Annotated in this window: 11 protein-coding genes; 1 reads left to right on the top strand and 10 read right to left on the bottom strand. The window is 73.5% G+C overall.

The genetic code is table 11. From position 1 onward, the window contains the following. Positions 1-22: 22 nt before the first annotated feature. The 7 genes from ACZ5TL_RS13850 to infC all read right to left on the bottom strand — a co-directional run bounded on the left by ACZ5TL_RS13850 (position 23) and on the right by infC (position 7,437). Positions 23-2,575, bottom strand: coding sequence for a phenylalanine--tRNA ligase subunit beta (locus ACZ5TL_RS13850; protein ID WP_468589782.1), 2,553 nt, complete (start codon positions 2,573-2,575; stop codon positions 23-25). Then, positions 2,575-3,702, bottom strand: coding sequence for a phenylalanine--tRNA ligase subunit alpha (gene pheS / locus ACZ5TL_RS13845; RefSeq protein WP_468589781.1), 1,128 nt, complete (start codon positions 3,700-3,702; stop codon positions 2,575-2,577). Before pheS ends, ACZ5TL_RS13850 begins: the two co-directional genes overlap by 1 nt. Before the next feature lie 127 nt (positions 3,703-3,829). Beyond that, on the bottom strand, positions 3,830-4,993 hold the full coding sequence (locus tag ACZ5TL_RS13840) for a sensor histidine kinase (protein WP_468589780.1): 1,164 nt from the start codon (positions 4,991-4,993) through the stop codon (positions 3,830-3,832). Between the two features lie 54 nt (positions 4,994-5,047). Further along, positions 5,048-5,908, bottom strand: a complete 861-nt coding sequence (locus ACZ5TL_RS13835) for a TrmH family RNA methyltransferase (protein ID WP_468589779.1) — start codon at positions 5,906-5,908, stop codon at positions 5,048-5,050. A gap of 91 nt (positions 5,909-5,999) precedes the next feature. Beyond that, the gene (gene rplT / locus ACZ5TL_RS13830; RefSeq protein ID WP_003989074.1) at positions 6,000-6,383 is read right to left on the bottom strand and encodes a 50S ribosomal protein L20; all 384 of its coding nucleotides are present in this window, start codon (positions 6,381-6,383) and stop codon (positions 6,000-6,002) included. A 100-nt stretch (positions 6,384-6,483) separates the two neighbouring features. Next, the gene (gene rpmI / locus ACZ5TL_RS13825; protein WP_003977225.1) at positions 6,484-6,678 is read right to left on the bottom strand and encodes a 50S ribosomal protein L35; all 195 of its coding nucleotides are present in this window, start codon (positions 6,676-6,678) and stop codon (positions 6,484-6,486) included. 108 nt (positions 6,679-6,786) lie between these two features. After that, entirely contained in the window at positions 6,787-7,437 is a 651-nt protein-coding gene (gene infC / locus ACZ5TL_RS13820) for a translation initiation factor IF-3 (RefSeq protein WP_468590035.1), read from the bottom strand. A gap of 395 nt (positions 7,438-7,832) precedes the next feature. On the opposite strand from infC, the gene ACZ5TL_RS13815 reads away from it, so the two are divergent. Further along, positions 7,833-8,189 carry a DUF1844 domain-containing protein gene (locus ACZ5TL_RS13815; protein ID WP_062925865.1) on the top strand — a complete coding sequence of 119 codons (357 nt, stop codon included), beginning with the start codon at positions 7,833-7,835 and terminating at the stop codon, positions 8,187-8,189. A gap of 8 nt (positions 8,190-8,197) precedes the next feature. On the opposite strand, the gene ACZ5TL_RS13810 is transcribed toward ACZ5TL_RS13815, so the two are convergent. Genes ACZ5TL_RS13810 through ACZ5TL_RS13800 form a run of 3 tightly spaced genes read right to left on the bottom strand, consistent with a single transcriptional unit; the run spans position 8,198 to position 11,840 of the window. Continuing rightward, positions 8,198-8,926, bottom strand: a complete 729-nt coding sequence (locus ACZ5TL_RS13810; RefSeq protein WP_468589777.1) for an SseB family protein — start codon at positions 8,924-8,926, stop codon at positions 8,198-8,200. 44 nt (positions 8,927-8,970) lie between these two features. Continuing rightward, entirely contained in the window at positions 8,971-10,170 is a 1,200-nt protein-coding gene (gene mycP, locus ACZ5TL_RS13805; RefSeq protein WP_468589776.1) for a type VII secretion-associated serine protease mycosin, read from the bottom strand. Next, on the bottom strand, positions 10,167-11,840 hold the full coding sequence (locus tag ACZ5TL_RS13800) for a hypothetical protein (protein WP_468589774.1): 1,674 nt from the start codon (positions 11,838-11,840) through the stop codon (positions 10,167-10,169). The genes mycP and ACZ5TL_RS13800 overlap by 4 nt, the downstream gene beginning before the upstream one ends. Between the last annotated feature and the right edge of the window lie 574 nt (positions 11,841-12,414).

Raw genomic sequence — 12,414 nt, 5'->3', positions numbered from 1 at the left:
GCGAACGTTGCCTGTCGCGGCACTAGCTCCGCAAAGCGGCGCCCACACGCTCACCGGCAAGAGCAACGGCCGCGTCCCGCGCCGCCGACGCCTCGTCCACGGTCAGGGTCCGGTCAGCGGCCCGGAACCGCAACGCGTACGCGAGGGACTTCCGCCCCTCCCCCAACTGCTCGGCGTTCTCGTACACATCGAACAGCCGGATCGACTCCAGCAGCTCACCGGCTCCGTCGCGCAGGGCCGCCTCGACGTCCGCCGCCGGCACGAACGCGTCGACGACCAGGGCGACGTCCTGGGTGGCGACGGGGAACGTGGAGATCCGCGGCGCCGCCGCCGTGGCGTCACCGGCCGCCTCCACCGCGTCCAGGTCGATCTCCGTCGCACAGGTACGCGCGGGCAGCCCCAGGGCCTTCACGACCCGCGGGTGCAGCTCGCCCGCGTGCCCCACGACCCGCTCGGCACCGTCCACGGTGACGACCAGTTCGGCGCACCGGCCCGGGTGCCACGGCCCGTACTGCCCCTTGCGGATGACAAGCTCGGCGCCGGCCTCACGCGCGACGGACCGCGCCGCCTCGACCGCGTCGGCCCAGTCCGCCGGACGGCCCTTGCCCCACCAGCCGGCCTGCTCACGCGCACCGGCGAGCACGACGGCGACGTGCCGCGGCTGCTCGGGCAGCGCGGCGTTCAGCTCGGCGAGCTCCTCGTCGGTCGGGCGGCCGTCGACGGGCAGCACCGCGGCGATCCGCTGCTCCTCGCGCGGCTTGAAGACCAGACCGGACTCGAACAGCGCGAGGTCGTGCGAGCCCCGGCCGTCGTTGCGCCGCAGGGCGGCGAGCAGACCCGGCAGCAGCGTCGTGCGCAGCGCCGGCTCCTCGTCGCTCAGCGGGTTGCTGAGCTTCACGACACGGCGGGCGGGGTCGTCTGCCTCGAGGCCGAGCTGGTCGAAGACCTGCTCGCCGATGAACGGGTAGTTCAGCGCCTCGACGTATCCGGCACCGGCCAGGGCGCGGCCGACACGGCGGTGCAGCCGCTGCCGGTCGGTCAGGCCGAGGCCCGCCGGGGGCTTGGGCAGCGTGGAGGGCAGGTTCTCGTAGCCCTCCAGCCGGATGACCTCTTCGGCCAGGTCGTTCGGGTCGGTGAGGTCGGGCCGCCAGGACGGCACGGTGACGATCAGCTCGTCCTGCCCGTACACGTCGCAGCCGATCTCCTGGAGCCGCCGTACGACGGTCTCGCGGCCGTACGCGACGCCCGCGACCTTGTCCGGGTGGTCGGCCGGGATGGTGATGGTGCGCGGCGCGGTCGGCGCGAGGACCTCGGTGACCCCGGCCTCGGCGGTGCCTCCCGCCAGCAGGACCAGCAGGTCCACCGTGCGCTGCGCGGCGGCAGCGGCGGCCTGCGGGTCGACGCCGCGCTCGAAGCGCCGGGACGCCTCGGAGGACAGCTTGTGGCGGCGGGCGGTGCGCGCGATCGACACCGCGTCGAAGTGCGCTGCCTCGATCACGACGTCCGCCGTGGCGTTCTCGGTGTCGATGGGGGTCCCCCCTGCTCGAGCGGAGTCGAGAGCTTGGGGGAGGTCGGCGATCTCCGTGTTGGCGCCGCCCATGACGCCGGCGAGCCCGATCGGCCCGCGGTCGTCGGTGATCACCAGGTCCTCGGCGTCCAGCGTGCGCTCGACGCCGTCGAGGGTGGTGAGCTTCTCGCCCGGCTCGGCCCGGCGCACGCCGATCGTGCCCTGGACGAGGCCCCGGTCGTAGGCGTGCAGCGGCTGGCCGAGCTCCGTCATCACGTAGTTGGTGACGTCGACGGCGAGCGAGATCGGGCGCATGCCGACCTTCTGCAGCCGGCGCTGGAGCCAGATCGGGGAGCGGGCCTCGGCGCTCAGACCGGTCACCGTGCGGGCGGTGAAGCGGTCGCAGCCGGTGGGGTCGGAGATCCGCACCGGGTAGCCGTACGCGTTCGGGCCGGGCACGTCGAGCAGCGCCGGGTCGCGCAGCGGCAGGCCGTAGGCGATGGCGGTCTCGCGGGCGACGCCGCGGATGGACAGGCAGTAGCCGCGGTCGGGCGTGACGGCGATGTCGAGGACCTCGTCGACCAGCTCCAGCAGCTCGACGGCGTCCCTGCCGACCTCGGTCTCCGGCGGCAGCACGATGATGCCCTTGGTGCCGTCGTCGCCCATGCTCAGCTCGTCGCTGGAGCAGATCATGCCGCGGGACATCTTGCCGTAGGTCTTGCGCTCGGCGATCTGGAAGTCACCGGGCAGGACGGCCCCGGGCAGGGCCACGACGACCTTGTCGCCGACGGCGAAGTTCCGGGCGCCGCAGACGATCTCCTGGGGCTCGCCCGTACCGTTGGCCTGCCCGACGTCGACGGTGCAGAAGCGGATCGGCTTCTTGAACTCCGTCAGCTCCTCGATGGTCAGCACCTGGCCGACGGCCAGCGGCCCCTCGAGGTCGGCGCCGAGGTGCTCGACGGTCTCGACCTCCAGACCGGCCGAAATGAGCTTGGCCTGGACGTCCCGGCCGGTCTCCGTCGCCGGCAGGTCGACGTACTCCCGCAGCCAAGAAAGCGGGACCCGCATCAGATCTCCATCCCGAACGGCCGGGTGAACCGGACGTCACCCTCGACCATGTCTCGCATGTCCTCGACGTTGTGGCGGAACATCAGCATCCGCTCGATGCCGAACCCGAAGGCGAAGCCGCTGTACCTCTCCGGGTCGACACCGCAGGCCCGCAGCACGCGCGGGTTGACCATGCCGCAGCCGCCGAGCTCGATCCAGCCCTCGGACGAGCAGGTGCGGCAGGGCTGGTCGGGGTTGCCGATGGACTCGCCCTTGCAGACGTAGCAGAGCATGTCCATCTCGGCGCTCGGCTCGGTGAACGGGAAGTAGTTCGGCCGCAGCCGGGTCTTCATGTCCGCGCCGAACAGCGACTGGACCATGTGGTCCAGGGTGCCCTTGAGGTCGGCCATCGTCAGGCCCTCGTCCACCGCGAGCAGCTCGATCTGGTGGAAGACCGGCGTGTGCGTGGCGTCCAGCTCGTCGGTGCGGAACACCCGGCCGGGGCAGACGATGTACACCGGCAGCTCACGGTCGAGCAGGGCGCGCGCCTGCACCGGGGAGGTGTGGGTGCGCAGGACGACGCCGGACCCGGACTCCTCGGTGCCCTTCGGGCCCTGCACGAAGAAGGTGTCCTGCATCTGCCGCGCCGGGTGGTCGGGCAGGAAGTTGAGCGCGTCGAAGTTGAACCACTCCGCCTCGGCCTCCGGCCCCTCGGCGACCTCGTAGCCCATGGCCACGAAGACGTCCGCGACCCGCTCCATCATGGTGGTGAGCGGGTGCCGGGCGCCGGACGGTACGCGGTCGTAGGGCAGTGTGACGTCCACCGCCTCCTCGACGAGCACGCGCGCGTCCCGCTCGGCCTCGAGCTCCGTCTGGCGGGCCGCGAGGCCCTTGTTGACGGCGCCGCGGGCCTGGCCGACGCGTTTGCCGGCCTCGGCCTTGGCGTGCGGGGGCAGGGCGCCGATCTCGCGGTTGGCGAGAGCCAGCGGGGAGGCGGGGCCGGTGTGGGCGACCTTGGCCTCGTGGAGCGCGTCGAGGGAGTCCGCGGCGGCGAAGGCGGCGAGCGCCTCGTCCCGCATGCGCTCGATCTCTTCCGGTTTCAACGTCTCGACCTCGACAGGGTCGTACGACTTATTCGGTGCCGACATCTCTTCCCGTGCTTCCGGTTGGCTGGCTGATGGTCCCCGTCACCGACTCCGATGGCCGTCTGCGGGACACAAAGGTGCCAAGGGCCGAGTCTAACGGGGTGGAGGTATACGAATGCGCCCGTGGTCCTCAGGCGAGATACGCCGGAGCCGCCACGGGCAACGTAAATCGGAACTCGGCGCCCGCGCCGGGGGCGCGGCCGACCGTGATGGCGCCGCCGTGGGCCTCGACGATGCCCTTGACGATGTAGAGCCCGAGGCCGGTGCCGCCGCGCTTGCTGCCCCGCCAGAAGCGGGTGAAGACGCGGTTCATGGACTCCTCCGGGATGCCGGGCCCCTCGTCGCTCACCGTGACCGACGTGGCCGCGTTCTCGGCGTACTCGCCCTCGCGGAGGGACGCCGTGGCCGTGATGTCGATCGTGACAGTTCCCTCGCCGTGCCGCACGGCGTTTTCCAGCAGGTTGCTGAGCACCTGGTCGATCTTGTCGGGGTCGGCCCACAGGTCGGGCAGCGGCTGCTGGACGCGCAGCAGGAACCGGTCGGCGGGCTGCCCAGCGGCGACGTAGGCCTGGATGTGCCGTCCCACGGCGGCGCCCATGTCGACGGGCTGGCGCCGCACCTCCAGCCGGCCGGAGTCGATCCGGGAGATGTCGAGCAGCTCGGCGATGAGCCGGGTGACGCGGTCGGCGTCGGCGTCGACGGTCTCCAGCATCAGCCGCTTCTGGTCGTCGGTGAAGCGTTCCCACTTGGCGAGCAGCGTGGCGGTGAAGCCCTTGACGGAGGTGAGCGGGGAGCGCAGCTCGTGGGCGACGGTGGCGATCAGCTCGGCGTGGCTGCGCTCGGTGCGGCGGCGGGCCTCGGTGTCGCGCAAGGTGACGACCAGGCGCCGGACGGGTCCGGTGGGCCGGGTGCGGACGTAGCGCGCGGAGACCAGGACCTCGCGTCCGCCGGGGAGGAGGAGGTTGCGCTCGGGCTGCCCCACGCGGATGGCGAGGCCGCCGTAGGGGTCGGTCAGCTGCCACCAGCGGCGGCCCTCCAGGTCCTCTAACGGCAGGGCCTTCTCCAGCGGCTGCCCGAGGGCGTCCCGGGCGCGCACGGCGGTGATGCGCTCGGCGGCGGCGTTGAAGCAGATGACGCGGCCCTGCTCGTCGGCGACGACGAGCCCGTCGGGCAGCATGTCGGGGTCGATGCCGAGGTCTGCGCCGAGGTCTGCGGGATCACCGGGTGGCCGGGACACGGCGGGCGGGCTCCCGGCGTTCCGGGCTCCCGGTGCGCTGCTCGTGCCGACACTCATCCCCGTACCCCACCTCCAAGGCTCCGCAGAGGGGTCCCTGAGCTGGTCACCCTACTAGTTCCCGGTGACGGAGCGGCACCCTCCGGCGGCGCGCTGTGCACGCGCCGACGCATAGAGACATACGGCCGCGGCCGTGGCGAGGTTCAGGCTCTCGGCCTTCCCGTGGATCGGGACGCGGACGACGGCGTCGGTGAGGGCGCGGGTCTCCTCCGGCAGCCCCCAGGCCTCGTTCCCGAAGACCCAGGCGGTGGGCCCGCCCATGGTGCCCTGGTCGAGCTCGTCATCGAGGTCGCACTCGCCCGCCCCGTCGGCCGCGAGGACCCGGACACCGGCGGCACGCAGCCCGTCGACGGCGTGCTCCACGGGGACGCCGACGGCGACGGGCAGGTGGAACAGGGAGCCGACGGATGCGCGGACGGCCTTGGGGTTGTACACGTCGACGGAGGCGTCGGTCAGCACGACGGCCTCGGCGCCTGCGGCGTCGGCGCAGCGCAGCACGGTCCCGGCGTTGCCGGGGTCGCGGACGTTGGCGAGGAGGGCGACGAGCCGGGGGCGCGCCGCGAGGACCTCCGCGAAGGGCGTGTCCAGGAAGCGGCAGACGCCGACGAGGCCCTGCGGGGTGACCGTGGTGGAGATGTCGGCGATGACCTGCTCGGCGGCGAGGTGCACCCGGGCACCGGCGTCCCGGGCCGCCCCCACGATGCCGGCGTACCGCTCGGCGGCCTCCGGCGTCGCGAAGAGCTCCACGAGCGTGGCCGCGCCGCCGGCCCGGTGCCCGGCCGCCTCCCGCACGGCCTGCGGCCCTTCCGCGAGGAACAGCCGCTCCTTTCCCCGGAAGTTCCGCTTGGCCAGCCGCCGGGCGGCGGTGACGCGCGGGGAGCGGGGGGAGACGAGCTCGGGGGTGGCGGGGGGCATCGCGTTCGCTTTCTCAGTGGCTGGCTGCACAGCAGGACCCGCAGACCGTCCGGCCTGCGGGTCCTTCCGTCACATCGGCTCGGAGCCGGCGTCAGGCCGCCTTGGGGGCGTTGACGTCGCTCGGCAGCGCCTTCTGGGCGACCTCGACGAGCGCGGCGAACGCGCCGGCGTCGTTGACGGCCAGCTCGGCCAGGATCTTGCGGTCGACCTCGACGTTCGCGGCCTTCAGACCCTGGATGAAGCGGTTGTAGGTCATGCCGTTGGCGCGGGCAGCGGCGTTGATGCGCTGGATCCACAGCTGGCGGAAGTCACCCTTGCGCTTCTTGCGGTCGTTGTAGTTGTAGACCAGCGAGTGGGTGACCTGCTCCTTGGCCTTGCGGTACAGGCGCGAGCGCTGACCGCGGTAGCCGGAGGCCTGCTCGAGGATCGCCCGGCGCTTCTTGTGGGCGTTGACTGCCCGCTTGACGCGTGCCACTTGTTAACTCCTTGTAGCGGGGCCGTGGGTGGTACTCACACGACCCGAAATCGATGGGGTTCCCGGTCTGACGTGCGTGCGGCGCTCACGCGCCGGGACGTCACTTGCCGAGAAGCTTCTTGATCTTCGCGGCGTCGCCCGGGGCCATCTCGGCGTTGCCGGTGAGGCGACGCGTCACACGGGACGACTTGTGCTCGAGCAGGTGGCGCTTGCCGGCGCGCTCGCGCAGCACCTTGCCGGAGCCGGTGATCTTGAAGCGCTTGCTGGCACCGCTGTGCGACTTGTTCTTCGGCATAGCGCCGTACTCTCCTCGTCGGTGGCGCTCCGGTGCCCGGTCGCGAAACCGGGCACGGTTGGAGCGTCGTCTTGTTTCGGTTGCTTCCTGGGACTGGCGTCCCGGGGGTCACGCCTCGGCGGGCTCCTCGGCCGGTGCCTCGACGTCCGCGTCGGCGTCCGCGGCGTTCTGCGAGCGGCCGGGGTTGGCCTTCGCTTCCGCCTTGCGGGCCTCCTGCGCCTGACGAGCCTCGGCCATCGCCTCGGTCTTCTTCTTGTGCGGACCGAGAACCATGATCATGTTGCGGCCGTCCTGCTTCGGGTTCGACTCGACGAACCCGAGGTCTGCGACGTCCTCCGCGAGCCGCTGGAGCAGCCGGTAGCCCAGCTCGGGCCGGGACTGCTCGCGACCACGGAACATGATCGTGATCTTGACCTTGTCGCCCTGCTTGAGGAACCGAACGACGTGACCCTTCTTGGTGTCATAGTCGTGCGGGTCGATCTTCGGCCGGAGCTTCATCTCCTTGATGACCGTGTGCGCCTGGTTCTTGCGCGCCTCACGGGCCTTCATGGCCGACTCGTACTTGAACTTCCCGTAGTCCATGAGCTTGCACACGGGCGGACGGGCGTTCGCCGCGACCTCGACCAGGTCCAGGTCGTACTCCTGCGCAAGCTCCAGTGCCTTGGCCAGGGGGACGATGCCCACCTGCTCGCCACTGGGACCGACAAGTCGCACCTCGGGAACGCGAATCCGGTCGTTGATGCGGGGCTCGGCGCTGATGGATCCTCCTCGGTAGCACCACGCGACGGTCTGGCGGACGGCCGCGTAACGTCTGTGTTCGATAGACCTAACCGCGCCGAAGCAGAAAAAATGCCCCGGACGATTCCCAGGCGGGGCTCCTCGAACTACCGGAGCACCGCCGCGAGAGCCGCGGGGCGCGATTTCGGACGGATCGCCGCCGGTGGGACGGGACCGTCTGACCGGTGACCCGCCGCCCTGGGGGCAGCTGGGTGGGAGTTCGAAAGCCTCCACTTGTGGGCCGGGCTCGCGGGCCGTGAGGCATACGGGTCCGACCGGTCGTTACACGAGGTTACCAGCAATGGCCGTCAAGGGCTAATGGGGACGCCCCGGGCCCTGGTGCGGCACGGGTCGGTCCTGCGCCTATCGTGTGGGGCATGAGTGAGACCCCTCCTGAGTCCCCCGACTTCGACGCCATGGCCCGCGACATCGCCGAGGTCCCGGCGGTCGAGGTGATCGTGACGGTCGCCGTCAACCTGATGAGCGCCGCCGCCGTGAAGCTCGGTCTGACCGAGGAGGGCGAGAAGCACAAGGACCTGGACGAGGCCCGCAAGCTGGTGCACGCCCTGGCCGGCCTGCTGGACGCGACCGCCACCGAGATCAGCTCGTTCCACGCGGCGCCCCTGCGCGACGGCCTGAAGTCGCTCCAGCTGGCGTTCCGCGAGGCCTCGCTCGTCCCGGACGAGCCGGGGCAGGGCCCGGGTGAGAAGTACACGGGCCCGGTCTACGGCTAGCCCGGATCTCAGCGCACGTACAGGGGCTCGCCCGGTGGCGCCGCCTCGGCCGGCAGCAGTGCCAGGTCGAGGCCGCGGACCAGGCGGGCCCTCAGTGTTTCGTCGGCGGCGAGCCGCTGGGCGACCGCCCGGGCGGCCTCGGCGGGAGCCGCCGAGGGGTCCAGGACCAGGGCGAGGGTGCCGTCGGCCCGGCCTGGCCCGAGGTGGGCGCGCAGGACGGCGGGCTCGGCGGCCACGGCGTCGCGTACGGCCGTGACGACGGCCGGGTCGGCGAGCGGGTCGGCGGTGGCGCGGCCCTCCGCGAGGGCGAGCAGCGCGGGACCGGTCAGCTCGAACGGCACGGGTCCGGCCATGTCCAGCACGATCGTGTCCGCCTTCTCGTGCGCGGCGGCCTGGAGCGCCTGGTGCAGCGGTACGGCGACGGGGCGTGCCTCCGGGTCCCAGCGGGCGAGGGAGTCCGTGGAGGTGAAGGCGGGGAGGGCGGTGCGGTTCCCGGCCTTCAGGGTCGGTACGGCCATGTCGCTGGTCTTCTCGCGGCGCAGTCCCCGCTCGTCCTCCTCGACCTCGCCCAGCACGGCCACGACGGGGACCAGCAGGCGGGCGCCCTTGAGGGCGTCGAGGACCGGGCCCACGGCGCCGCGGTCCCCGGACCAGGCGGCGAGGGCCGCACTGAGCCGGGGGTCGGCCGAGCCGTCGTCGTCGGAGAAGCCGGGGTCGGGGATGTTCTTGTTCGCCACGGTCGTCGACCCTATCGGCCGGACGCCGGACCGCCGGCAGCGGCTCAGAAGTCCTCGTGACCGGTACGGCGGCCGCGCCACAGGACGACCGCCGCGACCAGCAGGACGCCGCCGGCGCTGCCCGCGAGGGGGGCCGCCCAGTCGGCGGTGCCGTCGTCGGAGGAGGCGGTGTCCGGGCCGCTGCCGAAGTACTTGTCACCGTAGGACGCCGACTGCAGGCCCTCGGGTTCGAGCCGGGCCGCGGCCTTGATGGCGGCGGCCGGGTCGACGAAGCCGAAGCCGCGGGAGTCGTCGCGGCCCCCGACGGGGGCGCCCCGGGCGGTGTCCTCCAGGAGCGACTTGATCTGGGCCGGGGACAGACCGGGGTGGGCGGCCCTGACCAGGGCGGCGGCGCCGGAGACGAAGGCGGCGGCGGCGCTGGTGCCCCAGCCCTCGTAGTACTTGCGGTCGGGGTCGGCTATGACGACGTCGACGCCGGGGGCGCTGACGGTGGCGTACCAGCGGCGGGTGGAGAAGGGGGCGCGGGTTCCTGCGCGGTCGACGGCCGTGGCGGCGATGACGCCCGGGTAGGCGGCCGGGTAGGAGATGCGGTCGCCCTTCTCACCGCCGTTGCCGGCGGAGGCGACGACGACCACGCCCTTCTTCAGGGCGTACTGGATCGCCTGGTCCTCGGTGGGTTCGGGATGCGCGGAGGCGGAGTCGTCGCCGAGGGAGAGGTTGATGACGTCGGCACCGTGGTCGGCGGCCCAGCGGATGCCCTCGGCGAGGGCGTTGCCGCGGGTGCTGCGGGCCCTGGCGCGGGAGGGGTCACCGTCCTCCAGGATCACGCGGACGGGGAGGATCTTCGCCTCGGGGGCGATGCCGAGGACACCGTCGGCGTTGCCCGGGCCGTGTCCGTGGCCGGCGATGATGCCGGCCATGGCCGTGCCGTGCCGGGCCCAGGCGCGGTCACCGGGTTCGGCTCCGAAGCCGACCAGGTCCTCGCCGGGGAGGACGTTGCCGGCCAGGTCGGGGTGGTCTTCCTCTACGCCGGTGTCCAGGACGGCGACGGTGACGCCCCCGCCCTTCGTGGTCTGCCAGGCCTCTTCGGTGTGCATGGCCTCCAGGGCCCACTGCTGGGCACGGATGCCGTCGGCGTGGGCGGTGGCGGCGGGCAGGAGGACGAGACCGGCGGTGAGGAGGGCGCCCAGCACCGCGGTACGGCGGGCCGGGGCGGTGCCGCGCGGCTTCCTGATGGCTCTCACGACGGCTGCTCCGTGGCCGAGCGGACGTTCTTGCGCAGATCGCGTTCGACGCGGTCGGCAAGGCCCTGCGCCTCGTGGCCGAGACCGGCCTGGGCCGGGGCGGTGGCGGCGTTCGGCTCCACGGCGTCCTCGGCGGGCTGCGGGTCGTCGACGGTGCGGCCGTCGGCCCAGCCGGAGACGGCGTAGACGACGACCGGGGCCTCGGTGAGCACGGAGACGGTCCAGGAGGCACGCTGCCCGGCGCCGAAGCGGGCGGCGGCGGTGTCCTTCGCGGCGTACGGCAGGGGCATCAGGTCGCTGCGGCGGTCCAGCCGCTCCTTGCGGAAACGGTTCGCGAGGGAGGTCATGCCGGGGGCGTCGGCCGTGGTGAAGAGCAGGCCGACGGTGGTCACGTAGCTCTCGGTGGCGTCGGTGTAGGTGGCGCGCAGCAGGCGTTCGCAGCCGGCCGGGGCGAGGGCCTTGCGGAGCAGGGGGTCGAAGGCGTCCTTGCAGCCGCTGTCCGGGGCGACGGCGATCCGGGTCCAGGTGCGGTCGGCGCCGCCGGGGCCGGCGCCCTGGCCCTGCACGGTGCGCGGGAACAGCTGGTCGACGGGGAGGCTGTGCCAGAGGCTCCCGGCCGCGCTGAACGTACTGCGTGAGGCCTCCTCGCCCGAGCCCCCGACGAGCCAGCTCCCGGTGACCGCGCCGGAGATGAGCCCCAGGCCCAGGACGAGACAGACGGCGGACGCGGCGGCCTGCGAGGCCCTGCGCCGCCCGAGCGGCCGGGGCCGTGCGTCGGCGCCATATCCCTCGGGCTCCCCGAACGACACGAGGGGGCGCGTGGCTCCGGGGGTGCCGCCGGGAGTGAGGGGGGCGCTCCAGGAGAGGGCCGGGTCGGGGGAGACATAGGCGGGGTCCGCGGGGTGCCGGGCGGGAGGGGCGGGGTGGGACCCCTGCGTGGGTGTGGCGGTGCGGGGCTGCTCGGTGGGCGGGGAGGGGATGCGCATGCCGTGCCCCGCGGTGGGAGCGGTGTGGGCACCGGCGCGCGGCTCGTGCGTGGGGCGGGGGCCGGCGCCCGGTTGCGGCTCGCGCGTGGGACGCGGCGGGGTGCCGACACCCCGTTGCGGCTCGCGCGTGGGACGCGGCGGGGCGTCGGCCCGCGCGGAACCGGGACGGTCTGCCGACGTCCCCGGCACACCGGGGTGGCCGAAGGACTCGGCGGACTCCGCCGGTGACGGTTCCGCCGGGACCGGGCGCAGGCGAGCGGTCGTCTCGGAGGTGTTCTCGGGAGCGGGCAGGCGGAACGGGCGGCTGCCCGTCTCGGACGGGGCCCCGGCCGGAGTCTCCGAACGGCCGGGCGTGGAGAGGCGGAAGGGACGGGTGGTCGTCTCCGGCGAACGCGGAGCGTCCGGGCGCCGGGTCCCGCCGGACGGTCCCGACGAGGCCGGGGTGCCGCCGGAGCGGTCCCGGGACGTGGGGAGGTGACGCGGCCGCGGCGGTGCTGGTGAGGTGGCCGTCTGCCGGTTCGCCTCGGGCCGGGTCTCACGGCCGCCGCCGGGGGGCGGGTCCGGGAAACGGGTGGAGGCGCGGGGCGGGGGCGGTGACGTCGGTTCGCCGCGCTGCGGCGCGTCCGCCCCGAAGCTCGGGAAACGGGGCCGTCCGTTCGAGCCGCCGCCCGATCCGGAGGACACCGCACCGTCCGTCGCGGAACCGGCGCCTTGTGTTCCCGGCGAGCCGCTCACGCCGGAACGTCGGCGCCCGTCCGTGCCCTCCGCGGCCGCGGGGGCCCGGCCGTCGGCGGCACGGGTCCCCGCGGGAGCCGAGGTCCCCGAGCCGGCGTCCGGCGTGGGGCGCCCGGCCCGGTCCGCGCTCGCCCCGTCGGCGGCGAGACGCCGGAGGGCGTCCGCAGCCGCCGGGGCGGATGGTTTCGCCGGGGTCTCCGCCTCGTCCGTCTGCGGGGCCTGGGACGGGGCCGGGGGGTGGGGAGGGCGCGGTGGGGCGGTGGGCCGGGGGGGACGTGGGGGGCGCGGGGGGAAGGAGGCACGTCGCGCTTCCGTGCTCATGCACCCCCCGTTTCCTCATGCCCGGGCCGCTGCGTTCCGCGCGGGCCGGTGTCGTCCTGCCCGAGGCCCGGCACGGTTCGTCCCGGGCACACATACCCGTACGGACGGGTCGTCATCCCGGCGCGGATCTCCGGCCGGCGCGGTTCCGCCGTACGTGCGCGTCACTCTACGGCTTGTTCCTGGGCGAACGGGAACCAGTCCA

The organism is Streptomyces sp. NPDC033136 (genome assembly GCF_055578235.1).
The sequence above is the reverse complement of the archived record's forward strand: the minus strand, read 5'-3'. Positions and strand labels throughout refer to the sequence as shown.